The organism is Aminobacter sp. Y103A, from assembly GCF_030294925.1.
GTDB lineage: Bacteria > Pseudomonadota > Alphaproteobacteria > Rhizobiales > Rhizobiaceae > Aminobacter > Aminobacter ciceronei.
This window is the reverse complement of the sequence record NZ_AP017986.1, coordinates 3,268,846-3,287,069: the sequence shown is the minus strand read 5'-3', so window position 1 is coordinate 3,287,069 and position 18,224 is coordinate 3,268,846. Positions and strand designations below refer to the sequence as shown.

General features: G+C 63.3%; 19 protein-coding genes. 10 read left to right on the top strand and 9 right to left on the bottom strand.

Going from position 1 to position 18,224, the window contains the following annotated elements:
- Positions 1-70 precede the first annotated feature (70 nt).
- Both ade and Amn_RS16100 read left to right on the top strand, forming a co-directional pair.
- Positions 71-1,882, top strand: coding sequence for an adenine deaminase (gene ade / locus Amn_RS16105; RefSeq protein ID WP_067961502.1), 1,812 nt, complete (start codon positions 71-73; stop codon positions 1,880-1,882).
- 112 nt (positions 1,883-1,994) lie between these two features.
- Entirely contained in the window at positions 1,995-3,365 is a 1,371-nt protein-coding gene (locus Amn_RS16100) for an IS1182 family transposase (protein ID WP_192316544.1), read from the top strand.
- Between the two features lie 160 nt (positions 3,366-3,525).
- Here the strand turns inward: Amn_RS16100 and Amn_RS16095 are convergent, their stop codons facing one another.
- A complete protein-coding gene (locus Amn_RS16095) occupies positions 3,526-4,638 on the bottom strand; it encodes an alpha/beta hydrolase (RefSeq protein WP_067961506.1) in 1,113 nt (370 codons plus the stop codon).
- A gap of 144 nt (positions 4,639-4,782) precedes the next feature.
- Entirely contained in the window at positions 4,783-6,240 is a 1,458-nt protein-coding gene (locus Amn_RS16090) for a TrkH family potassium uptake protein (protein WP_286290394.1), read from the bottom strand.
- Positions 6,241-6,393: 153 nt separating this feature from the next.
- Here Amn_RS16090 and ilvA point away from each other — a divergent pair, with 153 nt between their 5' ends.
- Both ilvA and Amn_RS16080 read left to right on the top strand, forming a co-directional pair.
- Positions 6,394-7,650: a threonine ammonia-lyase IlvA gene (ilvA, locus tag Amn_RS16085; RefSeq protein WP_067961512.1), complete on the top strand. Its 1,257-nt coding sequence runs from the start codon at positions 6,394-6,396 to the stop codon at positions 7,648-7,650.
- Complete coding sequence (locus tag Amn_RS16080; RefSeq protein ID WP_192316014.1) at positions 7,647-8,186, top strand: DUF1697 domain-containing protein; 540 nt, start codon at positions 7,647-7,649, stop codon at positions 8,184-8,186. The genes ilvA and Amn_RS16080 overlap by 4 nt, the downstream gene beginning before the upstream one ends.
- A 53-nt stretch (positions 8,187-8,239) precedes the next feature.
- Here the strand turns inward: Amn_RS16080 and gloA are convergent, their stop codons facing one another.
- Positions 8,240-8,680: a lactoylglutathione lyase gene (gene gloA / locus Amn_RS16075; RefSeq protein ID WP_154384026.1), complete on the bottom strand. Its 441-nt coding sequence runs from the start codon at positions 8,678-8,680 to the stop codon at positions 8,240-8,242.
- 219 nt (positions 8,681-8,899) lie between these two features.
- Here gloA and Amn_RS16070 point away from each other — a divergent pair, with 219 nt between their 5' ends.
- The 3 genes from Amn_RS16070 to Amn_RS16060 all read left to right on the top strand — a co-directional run bounded on the left by Amn_RS16070 (position 8,900) and on the right by Amn_RS16060 (position 10,974).
- Positions 8,900-9,496 carry a cold-shock protein gene (locus Amn_RS16070; RefSeq protein ID WP_067961518.1) on the top strand — a complete coding sequence of 199 codons (597 nt, stop codon included), beginning with the start codon at positions 8,900-8,902 and terminating at the stop codon, positions 9,494-9,496.
- A gap of 147 nt (positions 9,497-9,643) precedes the next feature.
- A complete protein-coding gene (locus Amn_RS16065; protein ID WP_286290387.1) occupies positions 9,644-10,162 on the top strand; it encodes a DUF192 domain-containing protein in 519 nt (172 codons plus the stop codon).
- A gap of 35 nt (positions 10,163-10,197) precedes the next feature.
- A complete protein-coding gene (locus tag Amn_RS16060; protein WP_502874725.1) occupies positions 10,198-10,974 on the top strand; it encodes an alpha/beta fold hydrolase in 777 nt (258 codons plus the stop codon).
- A gap of 3 nt (positions 10,975-10,977) precedes the next feature.
- On the opposite strand, the gene Amn_RS16055 is transcribed toward Amn_RS16060, so the two are convergent.
- The gene (locus Amn_RS16055; RefSeq protein WP_067961522.1) at positions 10,978-11,568 is read right to left on the bottom strand and encodes an HD domain-containing protein; all 591 of its coding nucleotides are present in this window, start codon (positions 11,566-11,568) and stop codon (positions 10,978-10,980) included.
- A gap of 1 nt (position 11,569) precedes the next feature.
- Positions 11,570-12,352 carry an enoyl-CoA hydratase-related protein gene (locus Amn_RS16050; RefSeq protein WP_286290383.1) on the bottom strand — a complete coding sequence of 261 codons (783 nt, stop codon included), beginning with the start codon at positions 12,350-12,352 and terminating at the stop codon, positions 11,570-11,572.
- 130 nt (positions 12,353-12,482) lie between these two features.
- Here Amn_RS16050 and cysE point away from each other — a divergent pair, with 130 nt between their 5' ends.
- Both cysE and Amn_RS16040 read left to right on the top strand, forming a co-directional pair.
- Positions 12,483-13,331, top strand: coding sequence for a serine O-acetyltransferase (cysE, locus tag Amn_RS16045; RefSeq protein WP_067961524.1), 849 nt, complete (start codon positions 12,483-12,485; stop codon positions 13,329-13,331).
- Between the two features lie 127 nt (positions 13,332-13,458).
- Positions 13,459-13,662 (top strand): DUF3126 family protein, encoded by a 204-nt coding sequence (locus Amn_RS16040; RefSeq protein WP_067961526.1) that lies wholly within the window; start codon positions 13,459-13,461, stop codon positions 13,660-13,662.
- A 45-nt stretch (positions 13,663-13,707) separates the two neighbouring features.
- Here Amn_RS16040 and Amn_RS16035 read toward each other — a convergent pair whose 3' ends face one another.
- Positions 13,708-14,433, bottom strand: a complete 726-nt coding sequence (locus Amn_RS16035; protein ID WP_067961527.1) for a hypothetical protein — start codon at positions 14,431-14,433, stop codon at positions 13,708-13,710.
- Positions 14,434-14,641: 208 nt separating this feature from the next.
- Here Amn_RS16035 and Amn_RS16030 point away from each other — a divergent pair, with 208 nt between their 5' ends.
- Positions 14,642-15,175, top strand: coding sequence for a gamma carbonic anhydrase family protein (locus Amn_RS16030; RefSeq protein ID WP_067961529.1), 534 nt, complete (start codon positions 14,642-14,644; stop codon positions 15,173-15,175).
- Between the two features lie 376 nt (positions 15,176-15,551).
- On the opposite strand, the gene Amn_RS16025 is transcribed toward Amn_RS16030, so the two are convergent.
- The 3 genes from Amn_RS16025 to Amn_RS16015 all read right to left on the bottom strand — a co-directional run bounded on the left by Amn_RS16025 (position 15,552) and on the right by Amn_RS16015 (position 18,044).
- Positions 15,552-16,157 (bottom strand): transglutaminase-like cysteine peptidase, encoded by a 606-nt coding sequence (locus tag Amn_RS16025; protein ID WP_286290378.1) that lies wholly within the window; start codon positions 16,155-16,157, stop codon positions 15,552-15,554.
- Between the two features lie 513 nt (positions 16,158-16,670).
- Positions 16,671-17,288, bottom strand: a complete 618-nt coding sequence (locus Amn_RS16020) for a PilZ domain-containing protein (RefSeq protein WP_067961533.1) — start codon at positions 17,286-17,288, stop codon at positions 16,671-16,673.
- A gap of 117 nt (positions 17,289-17,405) precedes the next feature.
- On the bottom strand, positions 17,406-18,044 hold the full coding sequence (locus Amn_RS16015) for a PAS domain-containing protein (protein ID WP_067961534.1): 639 nt from the start codon (positions 18,042-18,044) through the stop codon (positions 17,406-17,408).
- Positions 18,045-18,224 lie beyond the last annotated feature (180 nt).

Genomic DNA, 18,224 nt, shown 5'->3' with positions numbered 1-18,224 from the left:
ACAACCAAGGCTCTGTTTTCCGTCGCGACTTTCGCTACAGTCGTTGCGAAAGCACACAGGATTCCTTGCAATGCCCAACACGACCGCCTTCGCCAAGCCGCGCCCCTGGACCGAGACCGCACCTGCACTGGTCGACGTCGCGATGGGCCGCAAGCCGGCCGACCTCGTCATCCGCAACGGTCGCTGGGTGAACGTGCATTCGGGCGAGATCATCCCCGGCACCGACCTGGCCATATCAGCCGGCCGCTTCGCATATTGCGGGCCCGACGCCAGCCACGCCATCGGCCAGGGCACCAAGGTCGTCGACGCCGGCGGGCGCTATCTCGTGCCGGGCCTGTGCGACGCGCATATGCATGTCGAGAGCGGCATGGTCACCGTCACCGAGTTTTCCCGCGCCGTCATTCCGCACGGCACCACCTCGATGTTCATTGACCCGCACGAGATCGCCAATGTGCTCGGCCTCAAGGGCGTCAGGCTGATGCATGACGAGGCGCTGGCCATGCCGATCAACGTCCATGTGCAGATGCCGTCCTGCGTGCCGTCGGCGCCGGGGCTGGAAAATGCCGGTGCGGTGCTGACCGTCGAGGACGTTGCCGAGGCGATGAGCTGGGAGAACATCGTCGGCCTGGGCGAAGTGATGAACTTCCCCGGTGTCGCCGCCAACAACCCGGTTATGACAGGCGAGATCGCCGAGACGGTGAAGGCCGGCAAAACCGTCGGCGGCCACTATGCTTCGCCCGACCTCGGCCTGCCGTTTCACGGCTATGTCGCCGGCGGGCCAGAGGACGACCATGAGGGCACCCGCGCCGAGGACGCTATCGCCCGCGTCCGTCAGGGCATGAAGGCGATGCTCCGTCTCGGCTCTGCCTGGTACGACGTTGCCAGCCAGATCAAGGCTGTGACCGAGATGGGCATCGACCCGCGCAACTTCATCCTCTGCACTGACGACAGCCATTCCGGCACGCTCGTTCATGACGGGCACATGGACCGCGTCGTTCGCCACGCCATCCAGCAGGGGTTGAAGCCGGTGACCGCGATCCAGATGGCGACGATCAACACCGCCCAGCATTTCCGCCTAGAGCGCGAGATCGGTTCGATCGCGCCGGGCAGGCTGGCCGACGTGCTGATCGTCTCGGATCTGGCCGAAATGAAGATCGACGAGGTTTATGCCCGCGGTGTGCGCGTCGCCAAGGCTGGCAGGCTCGACATCGACATTCCGGCCTATGCCTATCCCACTGAGGCCAAGAACACGGTCAAGCTTGGCAAGCAGCTCGGCGCGCTCGATTTCGACATCAAGGCACCCGAGGGCGCCAACGAGGTGCGCGTTCGTGTCATCGGCGTCATCGAGAACCAGGCACCGACGCGCGCGCTGGAGGCCGACCTGCCGGTCGAGGATGGGCTGGTCGGCATGGACCGCCGCAACGACGTCTGCCAGATCGCGCTTGTCGAGCGCCACCGGTCCACGGGGCAGGTGACCAACGCCTTCGTCTCGGGCTTCGGCTACGTGAAGGACTGCGCGCTGGCGTCGACTGTCGCCCATGACAGCCACCACATGATCGTCGTCGGCACCAACAAGGCGGACATGGCGCTGGCCGCAAACCGGCTCGGGCAGGTCGGCGGCGGCGTCGTGCTGTTCTCCCAGGGCAAGGAGCTGGCGCTGGTCGAGATGCCGATCGCCGGCCTGATGTCGGACGAGCGCGCCGAGATCGTCGCCGCCAAAGCCGACAAGCTTGTGCAGGCAATGCGCGACATGGGCTGCAGCCTCAACAACGCTTACATGCAGCACTCGCTGCTGGCGCTGGTGGTGATCCCCGAACTGCGCATCTCGGATGTCGGTCTGGTCGATGTCAGGACCTTCGAGAAGGTCGATTTGTTCGTCTGAGGCGGAAGCCAAGGGCAGGGACAAAAAAGGGCGCCCAAGAAGGGCGCCCAAGGCGCCCTCAGACTGCTGACAACCCCCTGGCGAGAGTTGGGGGTTTGTGATTCAGTGGGTGATGTTGAAGCGAGCCGGCCCTGAACAAACCGCACTTGAGATCGTCACGCTCGATCAACTGGTTCCAGTTGATCACCTTCTGCGCAAGATCGATGGTGTTATCGATTTCTCGTTCATCCACGATCTGACAGCGCCGCTTTACTGCGCCGACAATGGTCGCCCGCCACTTGATCCGACCTTGATGTTCAAGGCGCTGTTCATCGGCTACCTGTTCGGGGTGCGCTCGGAGCGGCAATTGGTGCGAGAGATCGAGGTCAATGTCGCCTACCGGTGGTTCCTGCGGCTGAAGCTGACGGACAAGGTGTTCGACGCCTCGACATTGTCGCAGAACCGACGCCGGCGCTACCAGGACGAGACGATCGCGCAGGCGATCTTCGACCGCATTGTCGAGCAGGCGATCGGGGCAGGCTTGGTCGACGGCACGGTGCTCTACACCGACAGCACGCACCTGAAGGCCAATGCCAACAAGGGCAAGTACGACCTTGCCATGGTCGCCAAGTCGCGTGCCGACTACTGGGGCGAGCTCGACCGGGCGATCGATGCCGAACGGGCGTTGCACGGCCAGAAGGCGCTGAAGGAGCAGGAGCGGCAGCCTGCGGTGAAAGAGACGAAGGTCTCGCGCACCGATCCTGAGGCTGGCTATATGGTGCGCGAGGGCAAGCCGAAGGGCTTCTTTTATCTCGATCACCGCACGGTGGATGGCGGCTTCGGCATCATCACCGACACGTTTGCCACGCCGGCCAACGTGCATGACTCGATCGTCTATCTCGACCGGCTCGACCGCCAGGTGGAGCGTTTCGGCTTCGACGTCACGGCGGCGGGGCTGGATGCCGGCTATGCCACGCCAGGCATCGCCAAGGGCCTGGAGGACAGGAACATCCACGGTGTCGTCGGCTATCGCAACCCGACCCGGCCAAAGCCTGGCAAGATGAGGAAGGGCGCTTTCGTCCATGAGCCGGACCTTGACGGCTATCGTTGCCCGCAGGGCCAGTTGCTCACTTACGCCACCACCGATCGCGGCGGTTATCGCCACTACAGGAGCGACCCGACGATCTGCCGCAACTGTCCGCTGCTGGCGTCTTGCACATCAAACGCCAAGGCCGAGCGCACCATCACGCGCCATGTCTGGCAGGATGTCCGCGAGCGGGTCGATGCCAACCGCTTAACCGCATGGGGCAAGGCGATCTATCGACGCCGCAAGGAGACGGTCGAGCGATCCTTCGCCGATGCCAAGCAGCTCTTCGGCCATCGCTATGCCCGCTTCCGAGGGCGAACACGCGTCGCCTGCCAGTGCCTGATCGCAGCCGCCGCCCAGAACATGAAAAAGATCGCAATCAGCCTCTGGCCAAAGCCAAAACCAAGCCTCGCATGAGGCCAAAGCCGGCTCGCAACGGCCTTGGCATCTGCCCCCCGACATCAATCCAAAAAAGCTCAATCAACCCACAAAACAAAACCCCGCCGAAATTCGACGGGGTTCGTCAGCAGTCTGAGGGCGCCCAAGGCGCCCTTTTTTCATTCCTGTAGCGGCGGCCCTACTGCAGCCCGCCGAGCATGTTGATGCGGTCAGTGACCTCGCGGTCGCTGGCAAAGCCGTCGTCGGCGCGCAGGCGCTGGCCGAGCAGTTTCACCATCTGCGGGTTGTCGGCGAATTTGGTGTGGTTGAAGCTGTCCGCACCCCTTGCATCCGACAGGTCGACGACGATGACGCCGTATTCGGCGAGGTCGGCGGCGTTCTTGTAATCGCCGAGGCGCGGCTTGGAGCCGGCCAGGATGCCCGACAGCTTGAGTGCGCGGTCGTCGCCCGAGGTCATCAGGAAGAACGGCTTGGTCGGCTTGCCGTACCGGCGCATCTGGCTCTTGAATACGTCGACGTCGATGTCGGGTGAGGCGAGAACCACGTCGCCGAGCTTGCCGCCAAGGTCACGGTCGCCGGTCAGCGCCAGCTGGCGCAGCGCTTCCATGGTTACCCAAGTGCCCATCGAATGCGCGACGATGTCGATGCGGCGCGCACCCGACTGGGCGAGCATGCGTAGCGTCACCTCGAGCTGGTCACGTGCGGCCGCAGCACTTTCCCTGTCATAGACATAGTCGGTCGTGCTGCCGCCGGACGCCCATGAAAACAATACCGGCGTGCCGGTATAGCCCGAGTCATGCGCGATCTGGGTAGCGCGGTAGACGCCGGCGTCGAAGGAGGTGTTGTAGCCGTGCACGAATAGCATTGCGCGGCCGCCACGTGCGGCGATGTCGGCGCTGAGCGCCTTGGAGAATTCGGGCTGCGTCTGGTAGCCGACCGCGTTGGTGGCGGTGAAGAATTTGGTCGGATCCGGGTCCTTGCGGCCGCGCAGTTCGATCTGGCCGGTTTTGTGGACCTTGGGAACGGTCACGTCGACGCGGGCGAAGTTCAGCGTCGCCGAACGGTCGCGGTCGAAGACCTCCTTGTTGTCGGCGGCGTACTGGCGCGTCGAGGCGACGAAGATCGCATGGTTGCCGGCGATCTCCTGGACCGGGACATTGACCACGGCACCCGTCAAAAGCGCGCCGGACGGCTGCCCGATGCAACCGGACAACAGGAGGGCGACGATGACAAGGCAGTATTTCGACGGCGACACTTTGGCGATCTCTCTGACGGGCAGTGCATTCAGCATGCCTTCCTCCCGACCGGCTCATAGTGGCGGAAGTAAGTCGGGTCCAGCCGAAAGTAACAGCTTCGGCGGAAGTCGGTGGAGGAGTGTTGCCGGATTGCCGAAATTGTGGCGGAAACAAGGGCTTCCGCACCGGAGTTCACAGAGTTAGCGACCCCAGAAAGTTGGCGTGAAGATCACGAGCACGGCGAGGATTTCAAGGCGGCCGAGCAGCATTGCGGCCGAGCAGATCCACTTGGCGGCATCGGGCAGCGAGGCGAAGTTGCCGACGGGGCCGATGATCGGGCCGAGACCGGGGCCGACATTGGTGAGGGCAGTAAGCACGCCCGTCATCGACGTCACGAGATCGAGGCCGGTGGCTGCCATCAGGATCGTCCCGATGCCCCAGATGACGAAGAAGGACGCGATGAACAGGACCACCGCGCTTTGCATTTCAGGTGGCACGGAGCGGTCGCCATAGCGCACCGGCGTCACCGTGTTGGGATAGATCAGGCGGCGCAAGCCGTTGGCCAGAAGTTCGAAGAGGATCAGGAAACGGTAGGCCTTGATACCGCCGGTGGTGGAGCCGGAGCAGCCGCCGAGAAAGGTGGCGACGAAAATACAGGCGACGGCAAACGGCCCCCAGAGCGCGTAGTCGTCGGAAGCGAAACCGGTCGTCGAGATGATCGACATGAAGTTGAAGGCGGTGTGGCTGAGGGTCATGAAGAACGGCATGCCGGTGCGGACGCTGAGATAGACTGCGACCGCCACCGCAAAGACGACGTAGTAGCCGGCAAAGATCCGGATCTGCGGGTCGCGCAGCGCGTCGAGCCGGCCGCGAACGGCAAACAGGATCATGATCGAAAACGGCAGCGAGCCGATGAACATGAAGGTGGTTCCGATCCACAGGATCGCAGGCTCGCCTGCATAACGCATGAAGGACGTGTCGCTGGTCGACATGCCGCCCGTGGCGAGCGTTGCCATGGCGTGATTGACTGCATCGAAGCCAGTCATGCCTGCGGCAGCGTAGGCGAAAGCGCAGGTGACGACGAGCGTGGTGTAGATGCCGATCAGGCTGACCGTGAAGGTCTGGAAACGCTCGAAGGGGCGGTCTTCAATGTCGGAGGATTCGATCTTGAAGTAGGAAACGCCGCCGATATTGAGGAACGGCAGCAGGAACAGGCCGAGCGCAATGACGCCGAGGCCGCCCATGTAGTTGAGCAGCGAGCGCCAGATCAGAACGCCTGGAGGCGCGGTGTCGAGCCCGCTGATGACGGTCGAGCCTGTCGTGGTGATGCCCGAGACCGATTCAAAAAAGGCATCTGTGACGCTGAGCTGCAGTGACGACGTCATGAACGGCACGGCCCCCGCGATCGCTAGCGTGAGCCAGAGGAAATTGACCAGCAGGAAGCCGAAGCGGGTGTTGGCGGGAGGCGTGCGCCCCTGGGTCGCCAGCGCTATGGCCAGCGACAGGCCGCCCATGAACAAGGCGGTGAAGGCGAAGGAGCGCCAGTCGTCATTGCCGTAATAGAGGTCGACGGCCGCCGGAAGGAGCATTGCAACGGACAGGTAGATGGCAAAGACGGCTGCGATGTGGATCGCGGCGCGGACGGCAATTCTGTTCACCGAGACGTATCCCCAAATGTATCGCGGCGAGCCAATCTGTCGGCCTGGACCTGGTGGCGGGAGCCGGACAGTGGCTTCACGGCGCCGAATATGCAATAGCGCAGGGACGCGGGCCACAGCATTTGCCCGGTCGATTTCAGGAGTGCCTTCGCCATGACCAGTTTTGCCGAAAGGGTTTCGCTGGCAGCCGGGGCAGTCAGGCAGCTGTTTCCCGAGACGCCGCTGCAGGAGAACGACTATCTCTCGCGCAAGACTGGCGCACGCGTGCTGTTGAAGCGCGAAGACCTTACGCCGGTGCGCTCCTACAAGATCCGCGGCGCGTTGAACTTCTTCCGCAAGACGCTTGCCGCCGGCAATGAGGCCGAGCTGTTCGTCTGTGCGTCGGCCGGCAATCACGCCCAGGGTTTTGCCTTCGTCTGCCGGCATTTCGCCAAGCGGGGCGTGGTGTTCATGCCGGTGACGACGCCACAGCAGAAGATCGACAAGACGCGGCTGTTCGGTGGTGAGTTCGTCGAGATCAAGCTGGTCGGCGACTTCTTCGACGATTGCTATCGCGCCGCCCTGGAGTTTTGCGAAAGCTCGGGCGGGCACATGGTGCCGCCTTTCGACCACAAGGACATCATCGAAGGCCAGGCGACAGTGGCGCTCGAGATTGCCGCCCAGATGCCGAACGGGCGTGCGCCCGACATGGTGCTGCTGCCGGTCGGCGGCGGCGGATTGGCGGCCGGCGTGACGCGCTATTTCGCCGAGACGGGTGCTGCACCACGCTTCGTCTTCTGCGAGCCGGCGGGTGCGCCCAGCCTGCGCGACAGCCTCGCCACCGGCAAACGGGTCAAGCTCGCCAAGGTCGACAATTTCGTCGACGGTGCGGCCGTGGGCGAGCTCGGTCGCGAGCCGCTGCGCCTGCTCAAGGACTTTCCGGCCGACAGCGTCCATCTGGTTCCGGAGAACCGCCTCTGCGCCACGATGATCGAGATGCTCAATATCGAGGGCGTGGTGCTGGAACCTGCCGGTGCCTTGGCGATCGACACACTCAAGGACTTCTCGAAGAAAGAGCTCAAGGGCAAGACCGTGGTGGCGGTGGTGTCGGGCGGTAATTTCGACTTCGAGCGCCTGCCCGACGTCAAGGAGCGGGCGCTGCGCTTCGAGGGGTTGAAGAAATACTTCATCATCCGCTTCCCCCAGCGGCCCGGCGCGCTGCGTGATTTCCTCGAGCTCATGGGCCCGGACGACGACATCACGCGTTTCGAATACCTCAAGAAGTCGGCACGCAATTTCGGCTCGGTGCTGATCGGCATCGAAACCAAGGACCGGCGCAACTTCGACCTGCTCAAGGCGCGTTTCGATGTCGAGGGCGTGCAGTACCAGGACATCACCGACAACGAGACGCTGGGCGGCTTCATCATATGAGCGTGTTCGTCGCGCTGTTTTCCGGCATCAATGTCGGCGGCAACCGCCTCGTCAGGATGGCTGAACTCAGGACATTCTTCGAAGAGCTCGGCTTTGCCGACGTTGCGACCTACATCCAGAGCGGCAACGTGGTGTTCGGAGCCGAGGCTTCCGAAGCCGGTCCACTGACCGAGCGTATCGAGGCGGCGTTCGAAAAGCGCTGGGGCTTTCGCTCGCGGATCATGGTGCGCGACCTCGGCTGGCTCGAGGCGCTGGTGGCAAGCAATCCTTATCCCGAAGTGGCAGATGATCCGACCAGGCTGCATGCGAGCGCGCTGGAGCGTGAGCCGACCGCCGAAGAGATCGCGCGGCTGGCGGAGCGCTGCACCGGTCCTGAAAGCTTCGCGGTCAAGGGCGACGTTCTCTACCTTCACGCCCCCGATGGTCTCGGCAAGTCAAAGTTCGCCGAGGTGCTGCCGCGCACCCTGAAGGTGCCGGGCACGATGCGCAACTGGCGCACCGTGCTGACTTTGCTCGACATGGCCCGGAAGGCCTGAGCCTCCCGGTGTGTCCTGCTGTCGAAACCGGTCCCGGTTTCGGGCTGGCGCTGTTACCAGCTGCCGATATTGGGCATCGACAGCCAGGGTTCCGCCGGGGCCTGGCGCTCACCCTTCTGCAGCAGTTCGATCGAGATGCCGTCGGGCGACTTGATGAAGGCCATGTTGCCGTCGCGGGGCGGGCGATTGATGGTGACACCCTTGTTCATCAGGTCTTGGCAGGTGGCGTAGATGTCGTCGACCTCATAAGCGAGGTGGCCGAAATTGCGGCCGCCCTGATAGTCTTCCGTGTCCCAGTTGAAAGTCAGTTCGAGCAGCGGCGTCTGGCGCTCGCTGCCGGCGCCGACGTCTTCGTCGGCGGCGAGGAAGATCAGCGTGTAGCGACCCTTTTCGTTGGTAGAGCGACGGATCTCCTTCATGCCGAACTTGTTGCAGTAGAAGTCCAGTGAGGCGTCGACGTCTTTGACGCGGACCATGGTGTGCAGATAGCGCATCGCTGTTCCTTGGGTTGGGGTTCGGCGCGATACATAGGGCGCGGCCCGCACGCTCGGCAACCATGGCAGTGCGTTTTCTGCGGAACTGGCGCGAAGCTTGTGGCTATCCGGGGGGCAAGTCGAAAAATGGCCGGTCGGCCCTTGCGTAAGACCAAAACGGAAGTGTTAATCTTATCTCAAGAATCAGTAATGGCGTTTGCAAGGAAAGGGGGCGTTCTGATGGGGGAAAAGGCCTCTCTCGTGGTGCAGAACGGCACTGGCCGTGACGCTTTCGAGCTCGACGACAGCCACGACGGTGTCGGTCTGGTCGAGCTTTCGGGCGCCATCAAATGGTTTGACGTGGCCAAGGGCTACGGCTTCATTCTTCCCGACAACGGAATTGGCAGCGACGTGCTGCTGCATGTCACCTGCCTGCGCCGCGACGGCTTCCAGACGGCGCTCGAAGGCGCCCGCGTCGTTTGCCTGGTCAAGCAGGGCGACCGCGGCCTGCAGGCCTTCCGCGTGCTCTCCATCGACAATTCGACCGCAGTGCACCCCGCCGAAATGCAGGAACAGCGCACTCATGTCTCGGTCACGCCGGAAAGCGGGCTCGAGCGCGCGCTGGTCAAGTGGTTCAACCGTACCAAGGGTTTTGGCTTCCTGACGCGCGGTGAAGGCACCGAGGACATCTTCGTCCACATGGAAACGCTGCGTCGCTTCGGCGTCACCGAGCTTCGGCCGGGGCAGGTGGTGCTGGTTCGTTTCGGCAAGGGCGACAAAGGCCTTATGGCTGCCGAAATTCACCCCGATCTAGGGACCTTGCCGGTTTCGCACTAGGTTTCAGGTGAAGCCGGCCTGCAAATGGCGGCTTTCTGCGCTTCCGGCGCTCACGGACCTGAATGTCAGCTCTGCTCCGGTTCTCGAAATCCACCATTTTCGGATCGGCCTGACCAGAAACGCGAACGCGCCCCGAAGATGGATATAATGATCACACGCAATTCGCTGCTGGCCGGAGCCCTCGGCGCTGCATTGTTTGCGGCGCCGGCCTTTGTCGTTTCATTGGTTGCCACCGGGGCCAGCATTGCCCAGGAGGCGATGAAGCTGCCGGTCGATGCCGAGCCACTGATCGCTGCCACCGCCAGGGGCGACGTGCCGTTCCGTATCGAGATTGCCGACGAGCCGGGCGAACGCTCGATGGGACTGATGTTCCGCAAGGACCTTGCCGACGACCAGGGCATGCTGTTCGTGTTCGAGCAGACCCAGCCGGTCGGCTTCTGGATGAAGAACACGCCATTGCCGCTTGACCTGGTCTTTGTCGGTCCCGACGGCAAGGTGCTCGACGTCCTGCCGGGCACGCCATTTTCGGAAGCGGTCATTGCACCCGACGAGCCGGCGCGCTTCGTGCTCGAACTCAAGGCCGGCACGGCAGCCAGGTCAGGCATTGCCGACGGCGTCAGGCTCAGGCATCGCGCAATCACGGCTGCCGCCGGCAATCCGGGCTGACGCCAGACCTGGGCCAAAGACCATTCGGAGCAACGATGGCTATCGATCATTTTTTCCATGAAGGTTTCGACCTGGCGTTTCTCGACCTGCCGCCGGCGGGCGCCGGCAGCGGCGAGCCGGTGCTGATGATCCATGGCTTTGCCTCCAGCCACTTCGTGAACTGGGTGTCGCCGGGCTGGTTCAAGACGCTGACCGAAGCCGGATACCGCGCCGTCGCCTTCGATCATCGCGGCCATGGCGGCTCGACCAAGAGTTACAACGAGGCCGACTACACGCCGAGCAAGATGGCCAGCGATGCGGTGGCCCTGCTCGACCATCTCGGCATCGAGCGTGCCCATGTCATGGGCTATTCGATGGGCGCGCGCGTCTCGGCGTTCATGGCGCTGGAGGCGCCCGACCGGGTGGCGACGCTGGTGTTCGGCGGGCTCGGCATCGGCATGGTCGACGGTGTCGGCGACTGGGACCCGATCGCCGCCGCACTGCTGGCCGAGGACCCTGCTGCGATCACACAGTCGCGGGCCAGGATGTTCCGCGCCTTCGCCGACCAGACGCGCAGCGACAAAAAGGCACTTGCCGCCTGCATTTCGACCTCACGCGAACTGGTGACCGACAACGACATCAGGCGGATCATGCAGCCGACCTTGGTCGCCGTCGGCACCAAGGACGATATCGCCGGCTCTCCCGAGGAACTGGCACGCCTGATGCCGCATGGCGAAAGCTTCGATATTGAAGGCCGCGACCACATGTTGGCCGTCGGCGACAGGACGTTCAAGAAGCGCGTTCTGGAGTTTTATGCCGAGCACCCGCTCTGAGCGTCAGCCGCCCAGCCTTGTCAGCGAGCGCTCCATGTTGGCTCGTGCTTCGGCTTCGAACCGCGTCACGAAGATGTCGGTATGGAAAATACGAGGCCGCGCCAGGAAATTGCGCAGCACCGCACCGCGACCGGCGCACCAGTCGGTGTCGCTGACCCAGTCATATTCGCGCCTGACGGCGTCTTCATAGGCGTCGAAGATGTCAGCCGGGGCACCGAGGATCGACAGATCCATGTCGAGCAAAAGGGCTGCGTCGACCTTGGCTGCCGCATCTTCGAATGCAGGCACCTCATGGCTGGCGGTGGCCTCGATCATCCTGACGATGCCGGCGAGGCGAGCGGCGTCGACCCGCCCATTGAGCCTGTCGGCGGCCAGCGCTGCACTTTGCGCCTCATTGTCCTTGGCGCGGCTGTCATAGATCGCGTCATGGAACCAGATCGCCGCCTCGACCGCCTCGGCATCGGCGAACTGGGCGCGATACTCCGTCAGCAGCCCCAGCAAAGCCTCAATGTGGCGGATGCCGTGGTAATGGCGGTCGTCGGCCTGATAGAGGGCGGTCAGTTCCGCCTTGGTGGCGTCGTCGATCAAAGACATGTCACCGCCCCTTGAACACGGGTGTGCGCCGGCCGGCAAAGGCGGCGCGGCCCTCGGCATAGTCGTCACTGAGAAAGGTGGCGTCGCCGGCGGCCCGGGCAAGGGCTGTGTCGCCTGCGTCACGGCTCAACACCGCGCGGATTGCCGCCTTGGAGGCGCGCACCGACAGGGGCGCATTCTCGGCAATTGTCCTGCTGATCTCGCCGACGCGGGCATCGAAACGCTCGGGTTCGACGGTTTCGAGCAGGAACCCTGCAGAGAGGGCTGCCTGCGCATCGATGCGGCCGGCGGTGTAGGTGAGATATCTCGCCATCTGCGGTCCGGCGGCCCAGACGATGTCGCCCATCGCGTCCTGCGGGTAGGCGAGGCCAAGGCGTGCCGCGGGCACGGCAAACAGGGCGTCCGGCGTGGCGATGCGCAGGTCGCAGGCCGCCGCCAGGCCGAAGCCGCCGCCGAAGCAGATGCCGCGGATCGCCGCGATGACGGGAATGGCGCTGTTGCGCAGGGCGGCGAAGGCCGCCGAATTTGTCGCCTCATAGGCGCGTGCACTGTCGGCATCGCCGCGCAATGTATCGAATTCGGAGATGTCGGCGCCGGCGGAAAAGTCCTGGCCCGCGCCGCTGAGGACGATGACACGGATGTCGGGATTGGACGACAACAGGAGGACATGACGGGCCAGGTCGACCCACATCGCCTGGGTGACGGCGTTCTTGCGCGACGGGCGGTTGATGACGATCGTGGCAACGCCACCGGCCGTCGTGACCAGCAAGGGTTCAGTTTCCATGGCGCCTTGAATATCCGCGAACCAAATCCACTTGATCGAGCACTAAGGAAAATTGAGTTCAATCGTGCTAACATCTGGCTTATATGTCCCGCGCGGGAATGCACAAGCCGGCAGTGAACGGAGACCGTCGATGAACACCATATCCGCAGCGCGCCCAAGCTCGGTGAAGCCGGTCGATCCGATCTGGCGATCGGTGCGTGACGAAGCGACCGATGCGGTTGCGGGCGACCCGCTGCTGGCGGCATTTCTTTATGCCACGATCCTGAACCAGGACACGCTCGAGGAAGCGGTGATCCACCGTCTGGCCGAGCGCCTGGCGCATCAGGATCTCGGCGCCGACCTGATCCGCCAGACCTTCTATGCCATGCTGGAAGATCGGCCGGAGTGGAGCGACACGGTGCGCACCGACATCCAGGCCTATTACGATCGCGATCCCGCCTGCGACCGCTATCTGATGCCCGTGCTCTACTTCAAGGGCTTCCACGCCATCCAGACGCATCGCCTGGCGCACTGGCTGTGGAACCGCGGCCGCAAGGATTTCGCGCTCTATCTGCAGAGCCGCTCGTCCTCGGTGTTCCAGACCGACATCAACCCGGCCGCGCGCATGGGCAAGGGCATCTTCATCGATCATGCCACCGGTCTCGTCGTCGGTGAAACCGCCGTCGTCGAGGACGACGTCTCGATCCTGCATGGCGTGACGCTGGGCGGCACCGGCAAGGCCGGGGGCGACCGCCACCCAAAGATTCGCTACGGCGTGCTGATCGGCGCCGGCGCCAAGATCCTCGGCAACATCGAGGTCGGCCACTGCTCCAAGATCGCCGCGGGTTCGGTGGTGCTGTCGCCGGTGCCGCACAACAAGACGGTGGCAGGTGTTCCGGCGCGCGTCGTCGGCGAAACCGGCTGCGACCGACCGTCGAGCCAGATGGACCAGCTGCTGCCGTCGCAGACCATGGATCACGTCGTCAGCTTCGATATCTGAGATTGCGTGCCGGCGCCCGTGACGGGCGCTGGCGCGATTTGCGCGGGGGTAAGCCAAGCCTTGCCTTTACAGCGCCATGGTTGGCGTGTCAGAAGCGCGTCTCTTAACGACAAGCCGGAGAAGCCAGTTGAAGCCGGAAGAAATCCGAAAACTCGACGCCTATTTCAAGCGTCAGTTCCAGAACCCCAACCTTCAGGTCAAGGCACGTCCGCGCAAGGACGACTCGGCTGAGGTCTATATCGGCGACGAATTCCTCGGCATCGTTTTCAAGGACGAGGACGACGGCGACTACAATTTCTCGATGGCGATCCTCGACGTCGATCTGGGCTGACCAATCGCTCGGCCCCTGCGCCGCGCGGCGACGTTCGCGCGGCAGCTACTTCACGTGCAGCATGGCATTCGCCTTGGCGATCACCGCCCGGTCCAGCGCACGCCACTCTCCCAGAAGCTCCCTCGGAAATCTGTAGGTCAGGCTCAGATCCTTGCCGACGAAGACGTCGCGCTCGCAAGGCGCGAGCGATTCCTCAGCCTCCGTGCCGCTGAGGCAGCGAGCGACGAAGGGTGGTTCGCCGTTGCGCGCGGCAACCGCAAGCACCTCGTTGAGATAGCCTGAGTTCTCGGTGAAGCCGAACAGCGTCATGCCTTCGGGGCCCGGTACGCCCGGCTTGACGGTCAGTTCGCTGTAGATTGGCGCAAGACGGCCGCTCATGTCGCGGGTCATCATGCGCGGTTCTAGGCTGAGAAAGACGATGCGCTTGTGGCCGTCGAGATTGTTGAATGCCGGCCGTGCCGCCTCGCTGTAGCCGTCCATTTCGGGCCAGCGCAGATAGAGATCGAGGCGCCCGGCAATGCCGTCGCGGCGGGCCTTCTCGAAGCGGATCATGTTGGCGGGGGCTGAAATGACGTCGTTGCCGATGACGATTTCGCGCGGTGCGACCTCATCTGTGTAGCCGGCCATGGCGATGGTCTGGCCGAACCAGCGGCCGCCCAGACTGATCGCCACCGAAAGTATGGCGAGCACGGCAAAGCCGTAGAAGACCTTCATCATCAGCGCCGAATCGACGACGTCGAAACCGGAATTGTCGGCCGTCTCTTGCTTCATCTGATGTCTCCAGAGCGGCCACGGCTGGCATTTGCCTTCGCGTCATGCGCCTTGCCGGGCCGGTAACCCCAGCTCCCGTTCGTTCGGGAGCCCGATATCTGTTCGACATTGCGTGCGCATGGTTAATGGCGCGTTAAGGCTGTGTTGCACGCTTGCCTTGTGGCGATGCGCTCCATAGGTTGCGCGCGCCAAAGAAAAGGAATTGACGATGCCGCTTTACGCAATCGACGGGGTCGAGCCGCAGTTCGAGGACCGCGCCACCAGCTGGATCGCGCCCGATGCGGCGGTGGTTGGCGATGTCAGGATCGGGCGCGACGTCGGCATTTGGTTCGGGACAGCCATCCGCGGCGACCGCGAGCCGATCACCATCGGCGCCCGCAGCAATGTCCAGGAACATACGGTAATGCACACCGATCCGGGCTTTCCGCTCACAATCGGCGAGGGCTGTACCATCGGCCACAGGGCTATCCTGCATGGCTGCACGGTCGGCGACAATTCGCTGATCGGCATGGGCGCGATCGTGCTCAATGGCGCCAGGATCGGCAGGAACTGCCTTGTCGGTGCCGGTGCACTGGTGACAGAAGGCAAGGAATTTCCCGACAATTCGCTGATTGTCGGCTCCCCCGCCAAGGTGATCCGCACACTCGATGACGCAGCCGCCGACCGGCTGCGCAAGTCCGCGGACGATTACGTCGCCAACCAGCGCCGGTTTTCCGGCGGGCTGAAGAAGCGCGAGGACTAGGCGAGACGGCCGACTCGCGAAGGCTGCGCCGCGCGGCGCAGCGACGCCAGGCTTCTGAACACAGCCGCTGCGTTTCGGCATTTTCGCAGCCAGGGAAACTCATCCCCGCGACCGCGGGCTTATCTTGAGCCAGACCACCTTGCCCGGCGGCATTTCGTTTGCACTCTGGCTTGCCTGAAAAGGCGGAGCCGGCCCGGGGATGGGCCGGCTCCTAGACCCGGTCGTTGGGGACGGGGAGGGTGGGGACGCGACCGGGTTTTCTCACCAGCGCATGCCCCCGAAAACCGGGGCCGATTTTCGGAATGCCATGCACCGATTCATAGGGCTGCGGCTGCCTTGGCGCGCCTCTCATAGGGCGCGCCCGGGGCTGCTGCGCTTAGCGAACCGACGCCACCGCGTCGGCGCGGCCGTCGTTGATCGCAATCCAGACGCCCGAATTCCGCTCCGACTGGCGCTTGAGATAGGTGTATTCGGTCTCGTCCCAGGCCTGGACCCGCGTGTCGAGGTTGTCGAGGATGTATTCGCCGAGGCTGGTTCGCACCGTCAGGACTGCATGGCCGTCGCCATTGGGCTGGCGCACGACGGTGATCAGCAGATTGCCGGCGGGGACGCCCAGCTCCATCAGGTTGCGGCGCTTTTCCAGAACATAGTCCTCGCAGTCGCCGGCGCCGTTGTCGGGATAGGACCAGACTTCTTCCTGGCCCCACATTTCCATGTCGGTGCGCGGCGCGACGTCGGTGTTGACCTTGTCGTTGATGGCAATCATCGCCTTCCACAGGCTGCGGGTCAGCTCGACCGGCTTGCTGCTTGCGGTCTTTTCATTGCACTCGATCGGCGAGCGCTTGCACAGCTCATAGTGGCCGACCGGCTGGGTGGTGCGGCCGTTGGTCTGCATGACTGCCGGTGTCGCCATGGCGGCGCTGACGGCGCCTGCCTGAATTGTCGTGGCCAGAAGCAGAAGCCATCCCCGACGCATGTTCATTTTGTTGTCTCCCCGTTTGAGGTGACAATGACAGGTCCGGATTTATTTGACGCAAAACTGCGAAGTAGATGTTGAGTAAAAACAAAAGAGAAATTGCGGAAACAAAGAATAGAATAAGAATAAAACTTGCGGAAAATTTGATTACATTTTTATCGAATTTGGCATGACGACGCTGCGTGCCGCAGGGATCGGGCAATCAGGTCCGAGTGGCATGACCTGTTTCGCGGGCTTGGGTGGCAAGCCCGGTTTGTCCGGAGCTGCCTCTCCGCTTCGTCATCCCAGAGGCCTGCCCCGAGGATCCATGCTGTGATGGTGAGGAGCGTGATGCCGGGGAGGTGACGCCGGAGAGGCAGTCGCGGGCTTGTCTGTGCTGGAATGAAACAGCATTCGAGCCGCTGCCGTTGTTCTGGAACGCTACGCTTGTGCGCTTTCGGATGTGCCTGGGTCAAAATACAAACAGCCTGACCTTCGGCGGAAGGTCAGGCTGTGCCTTTTTATGAAAACTGGGCGCAGTCAGGTGCGCGGGCGGTTGAACTCGGTGTCGAGCGATTCGGGGCGCTGGATGACGGCGAATTCGATGGCGACGCCGTCTTCGAAGTGGCGGACGATCTGGCCCCGCATGGTGCCGAGCGTGACCTGGACGCCGATCGCCGGCTTAACCTCGATCTCGATGGCAGCACCTGAGAGCGACAGGTCGATGATGCGGCAGGGATATTGCCGGCCATCCATGAGCTGCAGCGCGCTGATCGGATTGCGCGGGGCGACGCGCTCGTGGCGGCGGTCTTCCGGCAGGTCGAGTTCGTGCTTGTTGGCAAGCCAGGTCAACTGGGCCGCCAGCTTGTCCTTCTTGCGCTCGGAGGCGATGACGGTCATGGCGAAGCCGTCCGATAGCGTGCGGGTGATGACGCCCTCGACGCGGCCGATATGGTCGATATAGGCAATGACTTTTTCGCCTGCGGCGCCTGAGCGGTCGGTGCGGAAGGCGACGTTGCCGGGCGACATGTCGACGACCTGGCCGGCATGCTCGGTTCGATCCTCGAGCATGAAGCGACCATAGATCTTCACGCGGACGCGCTGGAAGTTGCGTCGTTCCGCCCGTGACGGCGCGTAGTCAATCGCCGCTGGCCTCATGTTACCCTCATATCTGCAAACTCCCGCCGAACCGCATCGGGGAGCTATTGGGCGAAACTAGAGCCAAAGAGGTTAACAAAACGCCTAGCAGCGGGCCTCTGGGGTCGCCCGCTTGCGCTATTCTTCGCGTCCGCCTTCGAGAACGAACAGGTGGCGTATCCGGCGCGCGCCATCGAGCGGGCTCGGCTCGCCGGAAAGGGCGCTATCGCTCGGTGCGAGCGATGGCACGGTGACCGCCGGACGGTTCTTGAGGAACATCGGCTCCAGGTCCGGATCGACGACGCGCACGCTTTCGATGGAGGCATCGGTGAGCGGATCGGAGCCGAGCCAGAACGGCCGGTCGACGCTCGACAGGACGCCCAGGCTGCGCGGGTTTTCGATGCCGCCATCGAGCGGCAGCAGAAGCATTTCGAAGCTCGTTGCGCGCAGGCTGGAGGTGAAGCCTTCGAAGTTGATTACCACCACGGACTTCTGCTGGAACACACCATAGGCAAGGCGTGCCATCAGCCTTTGGTCCTTCTGACGCCACAGCGAGGGGAACGAAAAGCCCTTGAGCTCGCGGCCGAAGGTGGCGCACAGCCGGGTGCCGGCGAGGCGGAAGACCGCTTCGCCGCGGGTGTCGCGCTCGAGGATGAAAGTGTCTGCAAGCAGGGCCTTGATCTCGGCCGGCTCGACTTCCGTCCGTTTAGGTGCGGGTCGGCCGTCGCGAAGGCGGTTCCAATATTGGAACAGTGCCAGCGATCCTTTCTGTTTCATATTGCTCCGCTCCGAGCGTTTCTGTGCCTGATGTGCCATCTCTGGACAGAATCGCTTCATTCTTGAGGACTACATGAGGCGCGGAGCAGGACGCGTGCCAGTCTTGGTAACAGTTGTTAACGGGTCGGGATCGTTAAGGTTAACAAAGGGTTTACGTTGCTGTGCCCAGGCTTACGTGGC